The 22,643-nt window shown below is 34.4% G+C and carries 19 protein-coding genes; 6 read left to right on the forward strand and 13 right to left on the reverse strand.

Features of this window, described 5'->3' with window-relative positions:
• Positions 1-230 precede the first annotated feature (230 nt).
• The 3 genes from B5X55_RS12470 to B5X55_RS12480 form a co-directional block, all read right to left on the reverse strand.
• Entirely contained in the window at positions 231-752 is a 522-nt protein-coding gene (locus tag B5X55_RS12470) for a nuclear transport factor 2-like protein (RefSeq protein ID WP_079512961.1), read from the reverse strand.
• 545 nt (positions 753-1,297) lie between these two features.
• A complete protein-coding gene (locus tag B5X55_RS12475; protein ID WP_079512962.1) occupies positions 1,298-1,993 on the reverse strand; it encodes a Type 1 glutamine amidotransferase-like domain-containing protein in 696 nt (231 codons plus the stop codon).
• Between the two features lie 75 nt (positions 1,994-2,068).
• The gene (locus B5X55_RS12480) at positions 2,069-2,605 is read right to left on the reverse strand and encodes an ester cyclase (RefSeq protein ID WP_079512963.1); all 537 of its coding nucleotides are present in this window, start codon (positions 2,603-2,605) and stop codon (positions 2,069-2,071) included.
• Between the two features lie 187 nt (positions 2,606-2,792).
• On the opposite strand from B5X55_RS12480, the gene B5X55_RS12485 reads away from it, so the two are divergent.
• The 3 genes from B5X55_RS12485 to B5X55_RS12495 all read left to right on the forward strand — a co-directional run bounded on the left by B5X55_RS12485 (position 2,793) and on the right by B5X55_RS12495 (position 6,443).
• On the forward strand, positions 2,793-4,751 hold the full coding sequence (locus B5X55_RS12485; RefSeq protein ID WP_079512964.1) for a sensor histidine kinase: 1,959 nt from the start codon (positions 2,793-2,795) through the stop codon (positions 4,749-4,751).
• Positions 4,751-5,485: a LytR/AlgR family response regulator transcription factor gene (locus B5X55_RS12490; RefSeq protein ID WP_079512965.1), complete on the forward strand. Its 735-nt coding sequence runs from the start codon at positions 4,751-4,753 to the stop codon at positions 5,483-5,485. Before B5X55_RS12485 ends, B5X55_RS12490 begins: the two co-directional genes overlap by 1 nt.
• Positions 5,486-5,648: 163 nt before the next feature.
• Positions 5,649-6,443 (forward strand): hypothetical protein, encoded by a 795-nt coding sequence (locus B5X55_RS12495; protein ID WP_079512966.1) that lies wholly within the window; start codon positions 5,649-5,651, stop codon positions 6,441-6,443.
• Between the two features lie 102 nt (positions 6,444-6,545).
• Here B5X55_RS12495 and B5X55_RS12500 read toward each other — a convergent pair whose 3' ends face one another.
• Positions 6,546-7,838 carry a DEAD/DEAH box helicase gene (locus B5X55_RS12500; protein WP_079512967.1) on the reverse strand — a complete coding sequence of 431 codons (1,293 nt, stop codon included), beginning with the start codon at positions 7,836-7,838 and terminating at the stop codon, positions 6,546-6,548.
• A 386-nt stretch (positions 7,839-8,224) separates the two neighbouring features.
• Between B5X55_RS12500 and B5X55_RS12505 the strand changes: the two genes are divergently transcribed.
• Positions 8,225-8,461, forward strand: a complete 237-nt coding sequence (locus tag B5X55_RS12505; RefSeq protein WP_079512968.1) for a hypothetical protein — start codon at positions 8,225-8,227, stop codon at positions 8,459-8,461.
• 178 nt (positions 8,462-8,639) lie between these two features.
• Here the strand turns inward: B5X55_RS12505 and B5X55_RS12510 are convergent, their stop codons facing one another.
• From B5X55_RS12510 to B5X55_RS12530, 5 genes are all read right to left on the reverse strand, one after another.
• Positions 8,640-10,190, reverse strand: coding sequence for an NAD(P)/FAD-dependent oxidoreductase (locus tag B5X55_RS12510; protein ID WP_079512969.1), 1,551 nt, complete (start codon positions 10,188-10,190; stop codon positions 8,640-8,642).
• A 102-nt stretch (positions 10,191-10,292) separates the two neighbouring features.
• Positions 10,293-10,904: an alpha-ketoglutarate-dependent dioxygenase AlkB family protein gene (locus B5X55_RS12515; protein ID WP_079512970.1), complete on the reverse strand. Its 612-nt coding sequence runs from the start codon at positions 10,902-10,904 to the stop codon at positions 10,293-10,295.
• A 366-nt stretch (positions 10,905-11,270) separates the two neighbouring features.
• Positions 11,271-12,803 carry a M28 family peptidase gene (locus tag B5X55_RS12520; RefSeq protein ID WP_079512971.1) on the reverse strand — a complete coding sequence of 511 codons (1,533 nt, stop codon included), beginning with the start codon at positions 12,801-12,803 and terminating at the stop codon, positions 11,271-11,273.
• A 367-nt stretch (positions 12,804-13,170) separates the two neighbouring features.
• Positions 13,171-13,653, reverse strand: a complete 483-nt coding sequence (locus B5X55_RS12525) for a hypothetical protein (protein WP_079512972.1) — start codon at positions 13,651-13,653, stop codon at positions 13,171-13,173.
• 484 nt (positions 13,654-14,137) lie between these two features.
• Positions 14,138-15,610: a potassium/proton antiporter gene (locus tag B5X55_RS12530; protein WP_079512973.1), complete on the reverse strand. Its 1,473-nt coding sequence runs from the start codon at positions 15,608-15,610 to the stop codon at positions 14,138-14,140.
• 347 nt (positions 15,611-15,957) lie between these two features.
• Here B5X55_RS12530 and B5X55_RS12535 point away from each other — a divergent pair, with 347 nt between their 5' ends.
• Together B5X55_RS12535 and B5X55_RS12540 are read left to right on the forward strand one after the other, a co-directional pair.
• Positions 15,958-16,227, forward strand: coding sequence for an ArsR/SmtB family transcription factor (locus B5X55_RS12535; protein WP_079512974.1), 270 nt, complete (start codon positions 15,958-15,960; stop codon positions 16,225-16,227).
• Between the two features lie 45 nt (positions 16,228-16,272).
• Positions 16,273-17,286, forward strand: coding sequence for an LLM class flavin-dependent oxidoreductase (locus tag B5X55_RS12540; RefSeq protein ID WP_143814491.1), 1,014 nt, complete (start codon positions 16,273-16,275; stop codon positions 17,284-17,286).
• 184 nt (positions 17,287-17,470) lie between these two features.
• Here B5X55_RS12540 and B5X55_RS12545 read toward each other — a convergent pair whose 3' ends face one another.
• The 4 genes from B5X55_RS12545 to B5X55_RS12560 all read right to left on the reverse strand — a co-directional run bounded on the left by B5X55_RS12545 (position 17,471) and on the right by B5X55_RS12560 (position 22,413).
• The gene (locus tag B5X55_RS12545) at positions 17,471-18,436 is read right to left on the reverse strand and encodes a carbon-nitrogen hydrolase family protein (RefSeq protein WP_079512997.1); all 966 of its coding nucleotides are present in this window, start codon (positions 18,434-18,436) and stop codon (positions 17,471-17,473) included.
• A gap of 345 nt (positions 18,437-18,781) precedes the next feature.
• Positions 18,782-19,633 (reverse strand): mechanosensitive ion channel family protein, encoded by an 852-nt coding sequence (locus B5X55_RS12550; RefSeq protein WP_079512976.1) that lies wholly within the window; start codon positions 19,631-19,633, stop codon positions 18,782-18,784.
• 115 nt (positions 19,634-19,748) lie between these two features.
• Positions 19,749-20,417: an RluA family pseudouridine synthase gene (locus B5X55_RS12555; protein WP_079512977.1), complete on the reverse strand. Its 669-nt coding sequence runs from the start codon at positions 20,415-20,417 to the stop codon at positions 19,749-19,751.
• Positions 20,418-20,460: 43 nt separating this feature from the next.
• The gene (locus B5X55_RS12560; RefSeq protein WP_079512978.1) at positions 20,461-22,413 is read right to left on the reverse strand and encodes a YgiQ family radical SAM protein; all 1,953 of its coding nucleotides are present in this window, start codon (positions 22,411-22,413) and stop codon (positions 20,461-20,463) included.
• Positions 22,414-22,643: the final 230 nt, after the last annotated feature.

Consider the following 22,643-nt stretch of genomic DNA (forward strand, 5'->3'; position numbering starts at 1 on the left):
ACAGGCAGACTTTATTTATCAATAGTTTATTTTCAATAACACTAAAAATTGAAACTCAACTATTGACAAATAGATTCCCCCGAGTTAGGTCTGCCTGTTATTATTTTTTGTTTTTATTCATCAGTTTTTACCAGTAGCAGACCAATAGGTAATACCTATACTGCTGCAAGTGGAAATTTATGTTAGGTAGGCTTAAGTTTTATTGTTTATAAAAGTTAGGGTAGTTTAAGTTATTCAGTGGGTGGTGTTAACGTATACCCTTGTTTTGTCAATAAATTGATATAATCTAAATAATAACGCATGGTCGTAATTTTACCGTCGACTACTAACGAAGCAATATGGTAAGGTACGGGTGTTATAATTCCGGTTTTGTTATTCTTAAGGTTATTTACGCCCCATGTAAGCAACCATTCTCCTTCGTTCCAATTATTTTCAACCTTTACAGGTAAATACAGGTCATTAGAAATATTATGTTTATAATTGGCAAGGCTATTGACCCAGTATGCCTTGTGTTGCGTTGTATTTAAAGAGTCTAAGCCACCACCAAGACCATAGACCATTGCATCGTTGTTCATTAAGGCCGCTATACCTTCGACATCCGCATTTTGTAATGCTGTCACGTACTTTTTTAGTGTTTCTGTAGCAGTTTTTCCGTTGTCAAAATCTAAGGTCACTCTAGACTCTTGCGCCTTACTTAATGTTACGCCAAACATTAGGATGACAAAAAGAAATGTAATTTTTAATCTTTTCATAATTTCTTGATTTACTGATTAATAATACTTTTGATATTTTAAGCGGAGGAGCTATCTTAAAGAAATCAATATTCTATTTTAAATACAATGTATTTTGGACGGATGAGATTTAAAACTATCCGAAACCCCATATTTATTTATCAAGGATTTTTTAGAAGTAGAAAATGGTTTGAAATTAACGAGGCAATTGGTAATGTTATAAAGCCTGAGGCTATTGCAATATTTCTTACTAAAGACTTTTATTTAAGTAGTAGCTTTTAAGCAAATTCAAGATGGCAATAAGTGAATTTCACCAATAGTGTGATGTTGATGATGAATGAAGGATAGATAATTGTAATTATTGATGAGGAGGTTTTACTTCAATACACTTCAGTGTTAGAGGCACCTGCAAATCTTATCTTTTGAAATTAGTTTGCGGTAATTGTATCAACACTGAAAATACGAGTACACCTCAGATAGGCAATAGTATTTCAACAATAGTAACATTAAGAGTTCAATTGAATTAATCTATAATTGTCTTTGGATTTCGATGAGCGTTAATCGATTTATGATACTATAGTATTTGGCAGCTGTACTTCTTCGATAGCTCCATCGTTCTTCACGTGTACATAATAAGAGTGATTCTCATCATCTAGCGAAATAGAGGTATACACTTCCTCATTAATGAAATGAATGGCAGAGCGGTCATCACAGGCATACCCATCACTAAGCTGACCAGAAATTATATTGTTATGGTACAGTGGTCTTCTAGATTTTTCGGAGTTGTAATGCGGACAATGACTTTTGTCGATAAATTTCATTCCCTCTACAATACTTAATTCTTTTGGTCTAGAATCTGTGGTGCCACCATTGAACCAACAAAGGGAACCAGCACTACCACCGCCCATAACTACACCGTTATTATATGCTTTTTTAAGCGCAGCATCAATGCTTTGAGCTTTCCATATAGCCAACATGTTTAGGGTGTTACCACCTCCGACAACAATAGCATCCATTTTTGAAATGACCTCATCGAACGATTCCTTTTGGTCATAAGAATTTATCCAAACGCTAATAACATGCGGTACCACATTTATTTGGGCACAAACTTCATAAAAAGAGTCGATATAATCTTGGTCTTCACCACTGGCGGTAGGTATAAAACACAGGTTGGGTTTGTTTTTACCTGTAACTTCTGCCATGTATTTTAAAAAAGGGACAGTATGTCTTCCACTACCATAAATTAAAAGTTGTCTTTTCATAAAGACAAATTAATTCATTCTAAAATTAAATAGAAAGGTATAGAACTATTATTTTTTTTTGAATAGACTTATTTTTCATTCCATAATGGGGGAGGATATCGAATAGCCCCATTCCTTTAATAGGCCCAAATTATCAAAGACAACAGACTCATGAACAATATGTGCCTCATCATCAAAAGTTAGAATGCTCATACCCACGGTATGACCAATTTTTCCGGTAGGGGGTATGTCTCCAAACATTCCTGTGTTGGTTCCTGTTCCAATCCAGTTAACATACGTTCTGTTTCCAATAACATTTATTTCTTTGTCAACCATTTTGAAATCTGGCATTGCCCTATGCCAAAACTGCATCGATTCGAAAAGCTCGCTCTGATTTGCCGATAGTATTTCGCCATTTACATTACGTACCAATTTATTGGAGGTAATCATCTTAAGCAAAACAGTATCATTATCACTCCATGCACTTAAATAGGTTTTTGTAGTCTTTTTTAAAGATGTTTCTGAAGTGCTGATTTTGGATAAACCCTCCTTAGTTTCAAGGGAATTTGTATCCTTACATGAAAAGAATAAAGATACTAGTATTGCGAACAAGTTGAATTTAAGTTTTTCCATGATGAACTTTTTCCAAAAACTTCATTATTTTAAAGGAAAGAATAAACAATTGAATTAAAAGGGGATAATGGATAAGTAGTATCATATCTTGTCCGAACAAGCTAATTTATTGATCGAGAGGTTACTGCCTAGAATGTTGTACATTTATTGAAAGCTCATTTTCCCTCAATGAGAATCAACCTGCAATATGAGTGCCTTATATCAAAAAATTGGATACACTTTTATTCTGTCTTTTTTGGGACTAAGCTATAGCTATGGTCAATTAGTTGACTTGAATAGTGACCATCCTTATAAAAAGGTTTTTGTAGAAACCGATAACTTTGGTGCTTCCTATTTAGAAATTTTAGAGCAAGGTTTTAATCAGGTTAAAACAGATTCGGTTAAACTCTCCATACTCAATGACTTGGCGTATTACTGGCATACCAGAAATTTAAACACGGCCATGGACTTTACTAAAAAGGGTCTGGAATTTTCCTCTTTAAAAAATGAATCTGTCTGGCATGGAAGGTTTCAAATTACCCAAGGTGCCATTCTTTTGCGAATGGAAAAACTCGATAGTGCCCAAAACTTATTAGAATTGGCAAAAACTAAGGTTTATCAATCTGACCTTCCTTTTTTAAACACGCAGTTAGGCTATGTATATGAACGTAGGGGGCAACTAGATAAAGCCGCGGACTTTGCACTAAAATCACTTGACTTAGGTGAAAAGCTAAACGATAAAAAGGCCATGGCCATGGCTTATAGTGATTTAAGTAATCTTTTTTGGAAACAGGCAAAATTTGAATCGGGGGTAGAATATGGTCTTCGTTCCTTAAAATTATTTGAAGCTTGGGGTATTACAGATCTCGATTATGACTTTACACTTTATGTAGTTGGCAACAATTATTTGGCTTTGAAGGACTACGAAAAGGCTAGAAAATATTATGAACACTCCATTATCATTGGTGAGCGTTATGGGTTTTACAATAATTTGAGTGATGTCTATATATCATTGGTAGATCTATATACCTATTTAGGTGATTTTGAAAATGCTATGGAAGCTGGCCGAAACGCTGTTAAATATGCCGAGCTTTTGGAAAATAACTTCATGATTATGCGCTCTTGGCTTGCCATTGGAAAAATGCAAAATAAGAGGGGAAACTGTGCAGAAGCAATTGAGGGGCTCAGAAAATCGATAAATGTTGCAACTAATGATTTTGGAGATGCCTATTATTTGAGCGACGCGTACAATCAATTAGGGCGGGCTTATGCTAAAAATAACGATTATAAAAATGCCTATAGTGCATTTTCTGTATATGATTCACTAAAAAATGAAGTTTTTACCGCCGAGGCCGATCATCGTATTTCACAGTTAAGAACAGAATTTGACGTTGCACAAAAAGAAAGCACTATAATGTTGCAACAAACACAGATAAGAAAGCAGCAGACTCGTCAACATCTTATTATCATAATTACGATTTTGTTATTATTGTTGCTCCTTTTGGCTTATAAAGCCATTTCGAACAATATTAAAAAGAACAAACTATTACAAAAGAAAAATGCTGAAAAGGAATTCTTATTGAAAGAAATACACCATCGGGTAAAGAACAATCTTGAAATTGTTTCTAGCTTATTATCCCTTCAGGCGGCACGAATTGTAGACCCTAATATTTTGGAAGCTATGGAGCAGAGTCAGCATCGTGTTCATAGTATGGGTATGATACATCAAAAATTATACTTAGGTGAAAAACTATCTACGGTAGAAATGAAAGATTATTTTATTAATCTAACTGATTATATAATTGATTCTTATGGCAAGAATTCTCAGGTGACGGTCGATATAGTAATGGACGAACTTGAACTTGATGTTGATATGGCTATACCTATAGGTCTTATAGTTAATGAGTTGATTACTAATTCGTTGAAGTATGCCTTTCCTGAAGAAAGGAAAGGAAATATTCATTTAGCCTTAAAATTAAAAGGTGACTTACTAGTATTGGAGGTCAATGATAATGGTATTGGTATGCAATCTGAAAAACCGGTTGGTACTGGTTTTGGAACACATTTGGTAGATTTGCTGGTAAAACAATTAGATGGAAGAATGATTTTGGTAACGAATCATGGTACATCAGTAAGCATAGAATTTCAAAATATAAACGCTGCCTAATGGAGAATGAGAAGGTTAGTATATTAATCGTTGAAGATGATATGATCATTGCGGCGAACTTGTCTATTCAGTTAACCAGTCTTGGTTATGAAGTTGCAGGCATTTTACCTAGAGGTGAAGAAGCCATTATGCATGTAAGAGAGCATTCTCCTCAGTTATTGCTTATGGACATCAACCTAAAAGGTGCACTTAGTGGTATTGATACAGCCAAAGCCATTAAAAAATATATAGATATTCCTATAATATACCTTACTGCAAATAGTGACGACGCTACTTTTGATAAGGCCAAGGAAACCCATCCAAAGGCCTTCATTACAAAACCCTTTAATAAATTAAGTTTACAACGTACCATCGCTTTGGTGGTAGAAGAAATGAAGGAAGGGAACAACTCCAATCAAAATACCCAACATATAGAAATACTCGAAGACCGAATTTTTGTACGTCATAATGGAAGGATGGAGAAATTACTTTTAGAAGACATACTCTACATAGAGGCTGATCGTAATTATTGTATTTTAATTACACCAAAAATCAAGCATATACTTACATGTACACTTAAGGTAATGGAAGAAAAGCTACCAAAATCTAGCTTTATTCGAGTGCACCGTTCCTTTATTATTAATATCTCCAAATTGGACGTTTTGGGCGATGGTCATTTAGAAATCGGAAGAAAAGTGATTCCCATCGGAAAATCACATAAAGAACTTCTATTGAATCGAATACAGACGATTTAACTTTTGTACTCACTCGAAAAATCTCCTCGATAATTTTAAGTACCCCTTAGGAAACTTTTAGCATAAGTTCGTCCTGTTATTTATATCAACAGGTATAAAAACTGCTATTATTATAAATGGGTTCATGATAACCAAATATAATTAACCGCTAAAATATAAGGATATGAAAAAAGTAGTTCTATTTATCGCATTAACACTATTTGGTCTTACGATCAAAGCACAGGAAGAATTATATCTCGTTTTTGAATTTATGAAAGTCGATAACGAGCAAATGGTAGCCTACGATGAGACTGAAACATTCTGGGAAAAAATTCAACAACAACGGGTAAAATCAGGAGATATTATTGGATGGGATTTATGGTCTTTACAACCAGGAGGAGAAATGCAAGATTTTCAATACTTAACGGTGTCATTGTATAACGATCCCGTAAAAATGATGGATGGTAGTAGTTGGGAAAACTTATGGGAAAGGGCTAAGGCAGCCTACCCTAATATGACTGAAGAAGATATTACCACTAAAATAAACGGTTCGGCAAAAACTAGGGATTTGGCCGTACGAATCTTTGCTCATGAAATTGCAACAACAACGGGTTCATCTCCAAATAAAATGGTGTTAGGCACAGTTGCCCAAATAGATATGATGAAAGTAGCCCTTGAGCATTATAATACCTATGAAAATGCTGAGGAAAAGGTTTTTCAGCCTTTACATCAAAAAGCAGTTGATTCAGGAGAGAAGATAAGTTGGGGATTGATTAGATTCATAAACCCTATCGGAAGCGACACCTATGCTTCGCATATGACAGTAAGTATGTTTAAAGATTATAAACAAGCTTTAAATCAAAATATCAACTTCAATGAAGGAGCAACTCCTGCAAAAACCAAGTTAATGCAAGAAGGGGTAGCTGCAAGAGATATGAAATATGTTTATTTAGCCCAATTGATTAAAATGGCACGTTAATAAAAGAGATTCGATATTATGTGTTTATAATTGTTTTAGCTAAAAAAAACCCCCATGATTATAGTCATGGGGGTTTTTTATTTAGAAAATTTTCAAATTAAACTAGTCTCTACTACTAGAGTCGTTTCTCTTTTTTGGTCTGCTTGTATTCCTGTTATTTTTTCCACGGAAGTTGTTACCACCAGGTCTGTTTTTATTGCCAGATTTTCCTGGTCCTCTAGGGCTACGTGGTGGTCTGTCATCTTTCTCTTCAGGGGTGTCGTCCATAAAAGGATGCGCTCCTAAACGAGGTACTTCTTGTTTAATTAGTTTTTCAATATCGCGTAGGTATGGTTTTTCTTCTCTATCACAGAAAGAAAGCGCGGTACCACTAGCACTAGCACGACCTGTTCTACCAATTCGGTGCACATACGTTTCAGAAACATTAGGTAGGTCATAATTCACCACCAATGCTAATTCTTCAACATCAATACCTCTTGCGGCGATATCAGTAGCGACCAATACTTTTAGTTTACCATCTTTAAAATCACCCAATGCCTTTTGTCTTGCAGTTTGCGATTTATTACCGTGAATAGCTGCAGAACGAATATCAGCTTGCTCCAATTTCTTTACAATCTTATTAGCACCATGTTTTGTACGTGAAAATACCAATACAGAAGCTTGTGGTTGTTGTTCTAATAAATGCACCAGCAACTTAGGTTTGTTTCCTTTACTTACAAAGTATACACCTTGTTCTACTTTCTCTGCGGTAGCTTGTTCTGGTTTAATGGTAACGCGTTCGAAATCGCCTAACATCTTGCGAGAAAGCTCTACGATATCTTTTGGCATGGTAGCAGAAAAGAAAAGTGACTGTCTTTTTGGAGGAAGTTTTGCAATGATTTTTTTAATATCATGTATGAAACCCATGTCTAGCATTTGGTCGGCTTCATCTAAAACAACATGTTCTAAATCTCTAAAGGATATAAAACCTTGGTTCATTAAATCTAATAAACGACCAGGGGTAGCAATAATGATATCTACACCACCTCTTAATGCGCTAACTTGTTTACCTTGTTTAACTCCGCCAAAAATAACGGTATTACGAAGTCCTGTATGCTTACCATATGCAGTAAAACTTTCACCAATTTGAATGGCAAGTTCACGGGTAGGCGTAACGACCAATGCTTTTACTTTTCTTTTTGTTTGACTTAAACTTATTCCTTCATACAGATGATGAAGAATTGGAATACCAAAGGCAGCTGTTTTTCCTGTACCTGTTTGTGCAACACCTAAAAGGTCTTTGCCCTTAAGTAATATTGGAATAGATTGTTCTTGAATTGGAGTAGGGTGAGTATAACCTTCAGCTTCTAAGGCTTTTAGGATAGGTTCGGCAATGCCGAGTTCTTTAAATGTCATAATTTTTAATAAGCTGCAAAGGTACGCTTTAATGTGGAAGTACATATAAAGTAATAAGTAGTTAGGAAATAGGTATTAGAACTAGTTTTCAGTGTTTATTAGAAAGTAATTAGCGTAACGTATTTCTTATGGGAAGCAAACCCAGAATATAGAAAAAAGAGAAGAGATATATTTAATTATGATTTAAAGGCTTCTTTGAGCGCACTAACTGTCGATTAACGACATCAAATATCGTTTAGTTGATTTTGGGTAGTATGTCGTTTATCGGCAAGATTTTGCACTTAAACCAAGTACGTGTAAACTAACGAGTAAAATATGTTTTTCAGCGATTCACAACCTAGTAAAACAAGGTCTTCGGCGTTCTATTATTGTAACAAACGCAAGTCATGAAAACAATACTAACAATCATCTTTATCATCTTCTTAAGCTTTACTGCTCAAGCGCAAAACGCTACTAATGAAGTTAAAGTTGAAACTATTGAAATGACCATCGTTACAGAAACAACTTATGAATTAAACCTTGAGACCAAAACAGAAGTTGCTCGTTTATACAAATCAAAAAATTCTAAAATAAAAAAAGAGTTAAACTTCATCACTAAAACTAACAAGCCTAAAATGGCTTAAATTTCAGTATTCAGTATTCAGTATTCAGTATTCAGTATTCAGTTTGAAGTGTAATGCATAAAGAAAGAGTGTCTAGGTTAGGTAGTAAAACTGAGTTATGAGAAAATAAAGAGCTAAGCCAAATTCAAAAACTAAACTACTCATTACTTTTATGAACTTGAATATGCTTCTTAAACTATTAAAGTCCTTTCATTGCTGCTTCGGCACAGCGCTCACCGTCCATTGCAGCTGAAACAATACCACCGGCATAACCACCACCTTCACCACATGGAAAAAGACCTTTAATGACCGGATGCTCTAATTGTTCGTTTCTTGGAATGCTTACTGGTGATGAGGTTCGTGATTCTACCCCAACTATATTTGCTTCTGCAGTATAGTACCCATGCATTTTATCACCGAATGCCTTAAAACCTTGGCGAAGTCTACTGCCTATTAATTTTGGTAAAAGGGAGTGTAAGGGTGCCGATTTTAATCCGGGTTGATAGGAGGTAGGGTTTAAGTCTACAGATAGATTTCCATCAACAAAATCAGTTAGTCGTTGTGCAGGTGCAGTTTGTGTTCTTCCACCTGAAGTAAAAGCCAAACGCTCCAAATCCTTTTGATATTCCAATCCTTTTAGGGCTCCGAATTTTTCGTACTTAGGAATATCGGTATCTACATTAATTTCTACGACAATACCAGAATTTGCATATAGGTTATTTCGTTTCGATGGTGACATACCGTTTACAACCACTTCTCCGGGTGATGTAGCCGCAGGGACGATGAATCCACCGGGACACATACAAAAAGAATATACACCTCGCTCTTTCACTTGTTCAACCAAACTATACGATGCTGCAGGTAATAGTTCACTTCGCTCACCAGAACAATGGTATTGAATACTGTCAATAATATGCTGTGGATGCTCTACACGAACGCCCATAGCAAATGATTTTGCTGCTAATGCAATATCCTTTTTGTGTAAAAGGTCGAATATATCACGTGCGGAATGTCCGGTAGCAAGAATGACTCGTTCTACTGCCATTTCATCCTTTTCATTAAGAATAATGGCTTTTAGCGTGTTGTTCTTGATAACGAAATCGGTCACTTTGGTATTGAAATGTATTTCGCCACCATGATGCTGTATTACTTCTCTTATATTCTGAACAATTTTTGGGAGTTTGTTGGTCCCGATATGCGGATGCGCATCTATTAATATTTGCTCTGTAGCACCATGAAACACCAAGCTTTCAAATATGCGACGTACATCGCCACGTTTTAAACTTCGGGTGTATAATTTTCCGTCAGAATAGGTGCCTGCGCCACCTTCACCAAAGCAATAGTTACTTTCTGGATTTACTTTATGGTCTTGGTTTATTGCTTTTAAATCTCGTCTACGGTCTTTTACATTGTTACCACGTTCAAGCACAATAGGTTTGTACCCCATTTCTAAACAACGAAGTGCAGCCCACATTCCTGCAGGTCCGAAACCTATAATATGAATCGGTTTTGCCTTAGAAACATCTTTATAATTAAAAGATATAGCATTGCTAGGGGCGGGTTCATTAATATAAACAGCCAGTTTGTAGTTGAATACGATTTTAGGTTTACGTGCATCAATAGATTTTCGAAGTACCCTTATCTTAAAGGTGCCTTCTACAAGACCAAGATACTTTGCCGTACGTATTTCTAAACCATTAGGAGTAGCTTCTTCCTTTAACGTTAATCGTAACTGTACATTTCTGACCATGCTGCAAAATTAAAGTAAAATACACGATGATATTTCAAGAGTTTTAAAATTGCTGAGAAAGTGGTATAAAGAAAGTAATACTCAGTGTAATTAATTTGGTCTTTATTTTTCAATAATAGTTCTAAAAGTCAAATTCACTCTGGGCTGCGTACTTAATTTTGTCGGTGGTAGTCGATGCAACCAATTGGTTTGGGTTTCATCTTTCATTATTAATAAGCTACCATGTTCTAATATCAATTCTACCTTTTCTTTGGTTTCTTTATGTTTAAATGCGAATTTTCGTTCCGAACCAAAACTTAAAGAGGCAATTGCGCCGTTCTTTTTTAAATCTTTTTCACCATCGCTATGCCAGGCCATTCCTTCGTTTCCGTCGTGATAAAGATTTAGTAGGCATGAGTTAAAAGTCTCACCTGTTTCTTGCTCTACTTTGTTTTTTAAGTTTACTAATTCGGTAGTCCAAGATAATGCCAGTTTGGTAGTTTTTGAATACGTGTATTCAAACGGTTTTTCACCGTACCATGCCACTTTACGCTTTGTTATTATTTTCTTGCCAAATAGTATAGCTTCGTCATTTTTCCATTCAATGTTATTTAGCAAAAGGTCTAAATAACGAGTTGCTTCTTGTTCATTTAGAATTTGACCATAGTAATTTACGGTTCCACCCTGCGGAAGTAGGTTTTTAGTTGGGTCAACCTTTATATCAAACAATTTCATTTTTCCAATTTTTATATGCTTCCTTCATGCAATTTCCACAAGGTCTGAAATTATTTTCAATAGCTTCTTCAGTTTTTTAACCTAAAGATTCACTTTTAGTAGTGCTCTGTTTGTTTGCAGAATTTTGGCAGTAAATACTTATAATCAGAAATAAAAATAGGGATAAGTTTCTAAGAATAGTAAAGATTGAATTTCTGACTTTCATTGTATACAGAATGTTTTTTTTAGTGTTTTAGACTGTGTATGTAAGATGTATTACCTTTTTTAGCAATTAATTTAAAGCATATACAAAACGAAGGAAAATCTGTCAGGATTTTCATGAATAGGGGTACACTAGCAAACCATTTTACATTGCTTAACGGGTACTTATTTTTTCTTTCTAGGGATGTTTTCGTTCATAGTATCCAAAGAATAAATTGTCCAAGCTAAAATCACAGCATTTTTCATAATGTCATTTTCAGGAACATATTCTAAAAAGTCAAGAGTTGTATGATGAGTTGCAGACCCATAAGCTAAATCATCTTGTATGAATTGAAATGAAGGGATATTATAGTAATCAAAAGTTTCGTGGTCGGTAGATAGTGTATTTTCAATAGCAATAGCTCCAGAAGTTATAGTAGAAATTGGCTCAAATACTTTTTCAAAAACGGGTCTTGCCAATTCATTATTCTGCAAAAAAACGCCTCTTATTAACCCGGCACCATTATCTAAATTTAAATAAGCTGCAATTTTTTTAGATGCGATATTCGGTTTTTCATTTAAATCTCCAAAGTGTTTTTTAGCATAGGCAGCCGACCCTAAATAAGCTTGTTCTTCACCTCCCCATAGCCCAACTTTAATAGTTCTTTTGGGTTCATAGCCAATCTGCTTAAGAATGCGTAAAGCTTCTACTAAAACTATGCAATTAGCACCATTATCGGTAGCACCTGTGGCAGAATGCCAAGAATCGAAATGAGCTCCTAATACTATACTTTCTGACTTTAGTTTAGCATCATTACCCGAAATTTCCCCTATGATGTTTACATTATTTTCGGGTTCACTGTAAAATTCAGTTTCCAAATTAAGGCGTATAGTGGGTGTCGCATTTAATTTTGTCATACGGTACAATCTTCCAAAATGTTCAGGCATGATTGTGAAATATGGCAAAGGTTTTAAATCACCCTCTTTATAATAATAAGTTCCTTGAGGGTGTAAAACACCTAAATACATAGGCCTTGTAGTCAATACGGCTATAGCGCCTTCAGCTTCTATAAACTTAAGGAACGATTCATCCGAAAAATCGTCAGTTTTCCATTGCTCAAAAAGTTCAGGTAATGGAGTTGTTTTAACCTTAGCGGTTACTTTTTGCTCCATTTGTTTCAATTGTGTCTCTGAATATCTAGATTCAATAGTATCTAAAAGTGATTTCTTTCTAGGTTCTTTTCCTAAAAGGATTATTTTTCCCTTCAGTTTACCTGAAAATTCACTTCTCACCCAATTCATATCAGCATAACTTTCAATACTTATGATGGTGCCAGAAACAATGCCATCTGTACTTTTAGACATCGCCAAAGGATACGCTGAAATATTCATATAGTTTGGAGCCACCATTTCTACAGCAAAGGTTTTAATACCCCAGCCTCGACAATCAGAACAATAATTTTCAAAATGTACATTTTGAAGACCAATTTTTTTCATCTCATCAGAAATCCAAGTAGCAGCGTTATAGTACTCTCTAGTACCTGTAAGCCTCTGGCCGTAAATGTCGGTGAACTGACTTAACATGTTCATGGCTTCAGAATTATTGAATCCTTCATTTCGAATTTCTGATAATACTTTTTCCTTACTTGTTACTTGTGAATAGTTGTTGATAGTAAATCCTAGAAAAAGGAATAAAGTAATACTTGTTTTTAAGTTCATAATTAGAAGTAATGATTATTGGATGTTAATCGTTAGTGTAAGCACCAGTAACATTTGTATATGATAACAAGTTACTCTATTTCTAGGTGTATCTGCAATACTATTCTTCTGCGCTCAAAATGATATGTAAAACCCGTACTTTCTAATTAGAATTTACGCGTGACTATATCTTTATAACTCAACTATATAATCATCAATGAGATTGCAGGTAATTTTTCAATTAGAATAAGCATTACGGTAACCAAGTATAAATATCATAGTGAGTATAAACTTTTGAATATGTAAATAGAAATGGCAGATTTCATACGCTATATGTATACAACGTAATTCATCTGCCATCATTCAATCTATAAAGTAGCTACAATGCTTATTTTTTATTTTTCAGCATATTTTTAATCAACGAACTCCATTTTTCTATAGACTGAAGTTCACCAGTTAATTGGTAGTTGATATCCGCATTGTAAAATTCGAAAACGATGTTGGGTTGATCGCTATCAACAGGAAAGAAGGTTAGGTTTAATCGGTCAATGATTTTTTCCTTCCGTACGTATGATTTACCAATATTCGCTATTTCACATGTTTTTATTGAAGATAAGTCAACATATTGCTGCTGAATAGCTTCCTTCGTTTTTAAAACAAAGAATACGAAGTTTTTAGTTCGGTCTACACCAATAGCGTAATGACCAAAAATTTCATGTTCAGAAATTTCACAGTTATGTTGATGAGCAACCTCTTTTAGGGAAGTTAATACTACTTTTTCTTTAATTTTTCTACTTCTGTTTGTTATAACAAAAGGCATTGCACAAAGTGCAACAGATACGATGCCTATAACGGCTATTCCTAATTCCATTTTATATTTTTTAAATTTTGAGATACTAATTTTTGTATGATGCGTTAAATCGCAACATATCAATGTATTACCTGTAGCTACTTGAATAGTAGCCTTTAAAAAAATGATTTACCAGAAATTATGGAAAGGAAAAATTAGGTCAGACTTTCGATGCCTAACCAGTAAGATATTAGCGTAATTTTCATACTGCTTAAATCTTGAGCTAAACAGTACTTCATTAGATTTTAAGCGTATTGAAACACTCGTGAACGGGAGCTTAAAATTCGGAGCAGCATACTCAGTAACATCAGATATTGAAACCTCCGACTGTTGTGAATGAGGCGATAGTAGCTTAGTTGAGGCAGTAAAATATGCTTTCTGCTCGCTTTTTTGGTCAACTGTTATCTCATTAGAAAACGGTAATATATTAGCAGAACTATATACCCCGAAACAATAAATGGAGACGAGTAGAAGAACCCTGAATATGTGATTCGTACTTTTCATATTACGCAACAACACCTTGGTCGAGAATTGCATTAACTTCTTTCAAACTATCTTCATTATCTAATAAGAGAACTAATACATCATCAGCTTCAATTACCGTTGAGCCACCCGGTCGTACAAATTTACTATTTCGTTTAATCATTACAATGAATGCAGACCTCGGAAAATGCAAATCTATAATCCGTTTATTAACTGCATAACTATCTGGTGGTATAATAACCTCTTCCATGGCAGATTTAGGCAGATTTAGAATATACCTATCATTTTCTGCAATAGGCTTCACTTCATCAGGTAAGGCAACATTTAACCATTTAGCAAAAATCGATAAAGTAGTTCCTTGTATTAATACAGATGTAACTGAAATAAAGAATACGATATTAAATATCATACTTGCTTTATCAATACCCGCCAAAAGGGGATAGGTTGCAAAAACAATTGGTACCGCACCACGTAAGCCGACCCACGAAATATAAAACCGTCTTCTAAGTTTCATTTTGAAAAACATCAAACTAAGAAAAACACTTATTGGACGAGCCACTAAAATCAAGAATACAGATATGAGCAGACCTATTCCCATATAGGGTATTATTTCGGAAGGAAAAACAAGTAGACCCAATGTCAGGAATAGCACAATTTGCATTAACCATGCTAAACCATCAAACATTTTTATAATGGTAGATTTATGTATAAGATCTTGATTACCCAGATAAACAGCACAGATGTATATGGCAAGAAAGCCGTTACCACCAACGGCATCGGTTGCCGAAAATGTAATGAACATTAATGCTATAACGAGAACAGGGTAAAGCCCCTCGAAGCCTAGTTTAATTTTATTGATAATTAGTTCGCTCAATTTTCCAAAACCAAAACCACCAATACCACCCAAAATCATTTGTTTTAAAAATAAGGGGATGATTGAAAGAATGCTTAAGTCTTGGTTGATTACCAAGGTCAAGAATGCAAGTGTTAGTACATAGGCCATGGGGTCATTACTACCACTTTCTAATTCTAAGGTTGATCTTAGATTGTTCTTTAAAGCTAGATTTTTTGAACGTAATATGGAGAATACGGCTGCGGCATCTGTAGATGAGACTATAGAACCTAAAAGCATACTTTCATAAATGGTAAAATCTGTCACGAAATAGACAAATGTACCCAACGAAACCGCTGTTAGTAAAACACCTAAAGTAGATAAAACCAGACCCTCTTTAAGAATCGGTTTTACGGCCTTCCAGTTGGTGTCAAGTCCACCAGAAAACAAAATGAAGTTAAGGGAAACAATACCAATGAATTGTGCAAGTTTAGGGTTGTCAAACCTAATACCTCCTATACCGTCTGATCCTGCTAGCATACCAATGGCTAAAAAGAGTATTAAAGTAGGTACGCCGAATTTATATGAAGTTTTACCTACTAAGATGCTGATAAACAGTAATATAGACCCTACTAGTAGTATGTTTTCAATGGTAAGGTTCATTATTGTTAGTTTCTATTTTGGTCAGCGCAAATTTAGTTCTTTTTAAAAAAAACAAGGATTAAATAGCGTGTTTGTGGGGTGATAAATAGGTTAAAATTTAGCCAAAATTATTATTTCATTTTCAAGAGCCAGCTCCAACCTGGGCAGGTGTTTAATTCCATTAAATTCTGATTAGTTTTCTTTTTTAAATTAAGGAGGGGGAACCGTTCTGGCTGTTATCTGTTTTATGCTATTTCATTTACATCATTTATTAGTTAGAACGTTAATTTAATCCTAATCAGCTCTCAATACTATTGTTTAATTCAAGTTATCGATACATTTGTATATATCGATATATTAAAAACATCATGGAGCTAAAACAAATAGAGAAAATATCAAAAGCATTAAGTGATGTTAATCGATTGAAAATATTACAGTACATGCAAAAGAATCAGGGAAAGGTAGAATGTACCCATGCTTGTAATTTGTTAGATTTAGCACAGCCTTCCATCAGTCATCACATTAAAAAATTAGTGGAATCAGGATTGATTAATCCGCATAAAATTGGGCGAAATTATCATTACTCCCTTAATCATGAGGTGTGGGATAACTACACATTAAGACTGAAAAATCTATAATATTTTAGAGTATATATTGAAAGTTATAAATATATAAATGAATTTATATTGAAAAAACAAATAGAATATTCCATACTTGACCTTGCTATAGTTTCGCAAGGAACCACGTTAAAAGATACTTTTAATCATGCATTGTCTCTGGCTCAAGTAGCAGAGGCTGAAGGTTATACCCGTTATTGGTTGGCCGAGCATCATAATTCGGTAGCTATAGGTAGTAGTGCCACCTCCATTTTAATTGGTAAAATTGCTGAGGGCACTAAAAAGATTCGTGTTGGATCAGGTGGAATTATGCTACCTAATCATTCCTCTTTAATTATAGCAGAACAATTTGGAACATTGGGTATTCTATACCCAAATCGAATAGATTTAGGTTTAGGGCGAGCCCCTGGTACAGATCAAGAAACTGCAAAAGCTATCCGGTCAGATTTTTACCAAGCTGCCATGTCTTTTCCAGAGGAAGTTCAAAAAATACAACACTATTTTTCGAGTGACAATGCCAATGCAAAGGTTCGTGCTACGGTAGCCGAAGGGGTAGAGGTGCCGATATACATTTTAGGTTCAAGTACCGATAGTGCCCATCTAGCCGCCAAAAAAGGATTACCGTATGCTTTTGCAAGTCACTTTGCTACGACACATTTAATGAATGCTCTAAAAACATATCATCAGGAATTTCAACCTTCTGACGTATTGCAGAAGCCATATACTTTAGCTGGAGTCAATATCATTGTTGCAGATACCGATGAAGAGGCTGAGCGAATTTCAACATCGCTTTATAGAATGATTATTGGCTTATTGACGGGCAATAGAGGCTATATGCAAGCCCCAATTGAAATGACTGATGAATTACGTGAATTAAGCAAAAACCCTTCAGTACGTCAAATGCTTAAGTATTCATTTATAGGGAGTAAAGAGACCGTTAAAAAGCAAGTAAAACAATTTATTGCAGACACACAGGTAGATGAGTTAATTGCGGTAACTAATATTTATGATGGACAAGACCGTATTAAATCATATCAACTTTTTGCAGCTATTATGCGAGAGATAAATGCTGAACATTAGTAATCTAAGTATTTGAATTGAAGCTTAATAATTGAAATTAGATGGTCATAGAATCACTTTGATAAAGGGAATTTTACTAAGGTAAATATCCCTTCAAGTGTTTTATTTTGAATTAAAAAATACTGCTGTGTACTTTTTAAATATGTGGTATTAACAACATCTTTATGGCAAGTTCTTTGCCTTTCTAGTCTATAATGTCAATTATCGATTGTCGTTCTCTATTAACCGTAAGCTTGGTTACATCTGGTCGAGAATAATGACCAACAGGGTCAAAGTTTTGTCTTTCTTCTAGCACTCGATTAAAATCAATGGTGGAAGTAATAAGACCTTCTTTATCAATAACTGGTGGAATAATCCATTCTCCATCTGGTCCAGCAATACAAGAACCACCATTCGCCATAGTGTCAGGGGCATTTTTAAGTATTTCTTGAAGATGTGGAGTGTCCGCAGGGAAATCTTCTACCTTCATCAAACTTGAAACAGAAACAACGAACGAACGAGATTCTCTAGCTATGAACCTTGTAATGTCAAGCGTGTTATAATCAGAACCTGGCCAAACAGCAATATGTAGATTTTCGCCCATACCATACAGAGCAGTCCTTGATAAAGGCATCCAGTTTTCCCAACAATTCAATCCGCCGACACAAAAATCTTTTAAATCATGAACTCTTAGTCCGTTACCATCACCAGGTGCCCAAGTTAAGCGCTCATCGTAGGTAGGTTGTAGTTTTCTATGCACCGATTTTATGTCACCATTAGCATCAATATATACCAATGAGCAATAGATACTATGACCGCCTCTATTTTTGGCGCGTTCCATAATGCCTAAATACATTGCCATAGAATTCTCTTTCGCCAATGCGCATATTTCATCAAGTTCGCCAGCTTCTATTTGAATCGAATTCTTAACATAGTGCGCATGTATTTCTTTTTGAGTGGTTGAATTAAATTTAGCCCCATCGGTCAACGATATCCAAAACGGATAACCTGGTAGCAATGCCTCACCGAATACCAAAAGCTCACAATTATCATCAGCAGCTTTCTTGATATATGTTTTAATTTTATCAATAGTCTTTTGTTTGTTCAGCCAAACAGGAGAGATTTGAGCCATTCCTATTTTGAGTGTATTCTTGTTGTCAGTTTGTATCATTTTTAGCGTACTGGTTTTATTGGGTATAACATCTTTGTAACTCCCTTTGGCTTTAAAAGTGCCATTTTGTAATAATGAATACATTCTCCGTTTACCTTCACATTCATTTGCTTTCTATTTCCATTCTCAAAATAATGAATAGCAGTACCGTGATGTTTAAAAGATGTAAAGAATGGAGCATTATTATTCTCCCTCTTAGTTTTTTATATTTCTAATGGCATATTAATCTTAGTAGAATACGAAGATTATTAATATTTGAAAATTACCCTAAATTAATTATTTGATTTGTATATTTTTTTTAAGCTACATCTATCGTTTAGTTTAGTGAATTTTTTAAAATAGTAGTTATGTAGACTTTTTGTTTTCTTGAAAATTGGATTTAAAATGTAAGTCCATTTGAGGAAACGGAATAGCTATTTTATTTTCTGTAAATTTCTGACTAATACTTCTTCGTATATCGCTTTTTACTTTACTTATCCTGAATATGTTTTCACTAAAAAATAAGACTTGAAAGTCTAATGAAGAATTTCCAAAATTCACTAATCGTGCTTCTGTGGCTTCTCTGTCAGAAACATCAGAATGTTCAAATGCACTTTCTTCCAATACCTTAATAACCAAATCGATATCGCTACCATAAGCAACACCAACATCAATTCTAAAACGCGCCTTCATAGCCTGGTGGCTCCAGTTTATTACTTTATTGGTAGTAATCAATGAATTCGGAATAATAATAGAAACATCATCTGTATTTAAAGCTTTAGATGTTCGCAGGCCAATGCTTTGTATTTTCACGATATCACCATCCATTTCTATGACATCTTCTATTTTTATTGACTTTTCAGAAAGCAAAATAATACCAGATAATATATCATTAAATGTTTGCTGTAATCCAAGTCCAACTCCTACTAGTAAGGCTGCAGAACCTGCTATTAACACGGTTAATTTAACACCTAAAGTTTCTAAAATTAAAGCGATAGCAATAACCCAAACTATATATTTTATTATTTGCAGTAATGCATAACTGGCGCCAACATCGAGTTTGTTATTTTTTCTACTAAAAATAGTTTTCTTAATGAGGAATAATATCAATTTGGTAATAAGGTAAATTCCTAAAATGGTGAAAAGGGTATACACTTGTAGTTTATACTCACCTATATGAACTACCTCTAGTTCTAAAAAATTCTTTATGGTTTCCATTTAATATGTTGCTATCAGTGTTACTTAACTTAACAATTTAACTCTTAAAAATATACTCTTTATTATAAATAAAAAATTACTTATTGATAGTACTTAGCAAAAATAGTTGATAAATCTAGATGGATTTGAATGTCCAAAAAGCGTTATTAGGTAAAGGTGCTTCGTAGGTCTGGGATTCTTTAGAACCAGAGACTTCAAAGACTAATTTCCATGCATGAAGGCAAATAGACAGCGGCAAGTATTCTTGGTCTGAACCATATTTTTCATCTCCAATAATAGGTAGTCCTATATTCGCTAATTGGGCTCTTATTTGATGGAATCGACCAGTTTTTGGTTTTATTTCTAAAAGATAACCAAAATTATTTTTGCCTATAACTTGATAGGAAAGCATGCAGTTTAGGGAGTCTTTTGATTTTGATTGGACTATACCTGCTTTTTTTTCTTTGTTATTTTTTATGAGAAAGTTTACTAAGTTTCCTTTGTTATTTGCTGGCTTGTTTTTAACAATTGCTAAATACGTTTTTTGAACTTTACGGCTACTAAACAGCGTATTAAATTCTACCAGAATGCTTTTTTTCTTTGCCAGAATTAATACTCCACTTGTAACGCGATCTAATCTATGTATGATTCCAATATAAGGCTTTCGGTTACTTTTTAAAAGGTGATTAAGAACTTGAGTCTCAACAGTGACAGCTTCGTAAGGGCTTTTTTCACTTATGAGTCCAGCCGCTTTGTTTACAACGATATAGTCTTTGTTTTCATGTATAACATCAAGCTCTGGCATTAGGAATTTTACTTTTCAATTTTCAAATGTGGTAGCAATCGTTTTAACGTTTCTTATTTCTAGTTTTACGTTTGGTTTTTAGGCGTGAATGACTTGCAGGAATAGCATCATCAAAGGTGTTCTTAACCTCTTTAGGTTTAATGCTTTTCCAAGAATCATTTTCTTTTTCTGGCACTAACGCTTCTATCAAATCTTTTCGACCAACCCTATTTAACGTTTTTCTAATCCAATTTCTATTTTCCTTTTTATACCAAAAGAAGAAACGATGCTGTTCATCCTTTTCTTGTTTTGATTTTGGAGTCTTGGTTGGTTTTAGTGTATATGGGTGATATCCACTATAATAAATAACCGTTGCAACCGTCATTGGTGTTGGTGTAAAGCCCTGTACTTGCTCTAACTGAAAACCCATATCTTTAGTTTCAGCAGCTAGATTTGCCATATCTTCTACTTCGCAAGCTGGATGATTTGAAATAAAATAAGGAATCAACTGAAGCTTCAAGTTCTTCTTTATGTTGATTTTGTCAAAACGTTCTTTAAACTTATGAAAATATTGAAACGACGGTTTACGCATCAATTTCAATACGGGATCAGACGTATGTTCTGGCGCAACTTTTAAACGTCCAGAAATATGCTTTGTCATCACTTCTTCCGTATAATCATCTAATTCTTTTGGGTCAGCATTCTTATTGAATTCTGGAACTAACATATCATGTCGAATGCCACTTCCAATAAATGATTTTTTTATTTTAGGATGTTTATCTATGGCTTGATATAACTTGGTTAACGGTTTATGAGATGTATCTAAATTACTGCAAATTACGGGCGAAATACATGAAGGTGCCACACATTTGTCGCAAATGGATTGTACCTTCCCTTTCATCTTATACATATTTGCAGAAGGTCCTCCAATATCTGATAAATAGCCTTTAAAATCAGGCATGTTAGCGACTATGTCAACTTCCTTTAAAATAGATTCTTCACTACGACTTGCAATAAATTTTCCTTGGTGTGCTGAAATCGTACAAAAACTACAACCTCCAAAACAACCACGATGAATGTTAATAGAAGTCTTAATCATTTCAAACGCAGGAATTGGCCCACGCTTATTATATTTTGGATGTGGTAACCGTGTGTAGGGCAAATCAAAAGAAGCATCAATTTCTTTTTCAGTCATTGTTGGGTATGGTGGATTTATCACCAATGTTCTGTCCTTTACTCCTTGAAAAATTCGTCTTGCTTTAAGTTTATTAGATTCTTGCTCTATGACTTTAAAGTTAGAAGCGAATTTTTTCTTATCCTTTAAACAAATATCATGCGAATGAATTTCTACATCATCCCAATTTTTATTTTTAGGAATGGTTTCATCTTTATTTACTAAAAAAGCGGTTTGTTTTATGGTTCTTAAACTTGAAAAAGGCACTCCTTTTTGCAATAGCTTAACAATTTCTCGTAAAGGTTGTTCTCCCATACCATATACCAACATATCTGCTTTAGAAGTTTCTAAAATACTTGGCATTAGTTTATCACTCCAATAATCGTAGTGCGTTACGCGACGTAGAGAAGCTTCAATTCCTCCTATTAAAACAGGAACATCTGGAAATTTATCTTTTAAAATACTTGAATAAACTGATGTGGCGTAATCTGGTCGAAATCCTTTATCACCATTTGGTGTATAGGCATCTTTATCTCTAGGTTTTTTACTAGCCGTATAATTACTCACCATAGGATCCATACAACCACCAGTAACTCCAAAAAATAATTTTGGTGTTCCTAATTTTGTAAAATCTTGTAAATCATCGTTTACACTTGGTTGCGGAACAATAGCTACTTTTAATCCATAACTTTCCAAAATACGACCAATAACAGCTGGTCCAAATGAAGGATGATCTACATAAGCGTCTCCACTAAATAGAATAACATCTAGTTCTTCCCAACCTCGAATTTTTACTTCTTTGTTCGTTGTTGGTAACCAATCTGAAAGTTTGTTGATTTGCATATGAGTACAAAGGTACGGTTAAATTCGTTTTACAATTTAATATTAAAGAGCTTCAGCACAACGATTACGCATGAGTGAAGTACATCTGCGCAAATTTACTTAGTAATTCATTTAGAGTTTTTAAAAACCCAAAAAATTCGAGGATATACGTCTTTATAATAGCTAAATATTTGAGTAAAAAGATTTCGATTTTCGCTTTATTGGCTCAGAAAAATTATGTTTTTTGACAC

Source organism: Maribacter arcticus (genome assembly GCF_900167935.1).
GTDB classification, from domain to species: Bacteria; Bacteroidota; Bacteroidia; order Flavobacteriales; family Flavobacteriaceae; genus Maribacter; species Maribacter arcticus.

Bases quoted from the DNA above. Each gene is read 5' to 3' on its own strand.
- B5X55_RS12550 (WP_079512976.1), bottom strand. From the start codon at position 19,633: ATGGAAACCATAAAGAATTTTTTAGAACTAGAGGTAGTTCATATAGGT.
- B5X55_RS12470 (WP_079512961.1), bottom strand. From the start codon at position 752: ATGAAAAGATTAAAAATTACATTTCTTTTTGTCATCCTAATGTTTGGC.
- B5X55_RS12535 (WP_079512974.1), top strand. From the start codon at position 15,958: ATGGAGCTAAAACAAATAGAGAAAATATCAAAAGCATTAAGTGATGTT.
- B5X55_RS12475 (WP_079512962.1), bottom strand. From the start codon at position 1,993: ATGAAAAGACAACTTTTAATTTATGGTAGTGGAAGACATACTGTCCCT.
- B5X55_RS12555 (WP_079512977.1), bottom strand. From the start codon at position 20,417: ATGCCAGAGCTTGATGTTATACATGAAAACAAAGACTATATCGTTGTA.
- B5X55_RS12545 (WP_079512997.1), bottom strand. From the start codon at position 18,436: ATGATACAAACTGACAACAAGAATACACTCAAAATAGGAATGGCTCAA.
- B5X55_RS12520 (WP_079512971.1), bottom strand. From the start codon at position 12,803: ATGAACTTAAAAACAAGTATTACTTTATTCCTTTTTCTAGGATTTACT.
- B5X55_RS12515 (WP_079512970.1), bottom strand. From the start codon at position 10,904: ATGAAATTGTTTGATATAAAGGTTGACCCAACTAAAAACCTACTTCCG.
- B5X55_RS12560 (WP_079512978.1), bottom strand. From the start codon at position 22,413: ATGCAAATCAACAAACTTTCAGATTGGTTACCAACAACGAACAAAGAA.
- B5X55_RS12480 (WP_079512963.1), bottom strand. From the start codon at position 2,605: ATGGAAAAACTTAAATTCAACTTGTTCGCAATACTAGTATCTTTATTC.
- B5X55_RS12530 (WP_079512973.1), bottom strand. From the start codon at position 15,610: ATGAACCTTACCATTGAAAACATACTACTAGTAGGGTCTATATTACTG.
- B5X55_RS12495 (WP_079512966.1), top strand. From the start codon at position 5,649: ATGAAAAAAGTAGTTCTATTTATCGCATTAACACTATTTGGTCTTACG.
- B5X55_RS12500 (WP_079512967.1), bottom strand. From the start codon at position 7,838: ATGACATTTAAAGAACTCGGCATTGCCGAACCTATCCTAAAAGCCTTA.
- B5X55_RS12505 (WP_079512968.1), top strand. From the start codon at position 8,225: ATGAAAACAATACTAACAATCATCTTTATCATCTTCTTAAGCTTTACT.
- B5X55_RS12510 (WP_079512969.1), bottom strand. From the start codon at position 10,190: ATGGTCAGAAATGTACAGTTACGATTAACGTTAAAGGAAGAAGCTACT.
- B5X55_RS12490 (WP_079512965.1), top strand. From the start codon at position 4,751: ATGGAGAATGAGAAGGTTAGTATATTAATCGTTGAAGATGATATGATC.
- B5X55_RS12525 (WP_079512972.1), bottom strand. From the start codon at position 13,653: ATGGAATTAGGAATAGCCGTTATAGGCATCGTATCTGTTGCACTTTGT.
- B5X55_RS12485 (WP_079512964.1), top strand. From the start codon at position 2,793: ATGAGTGCCTTATATCAAAAAATTGGATACACTTTTATTCTGTCTTTT.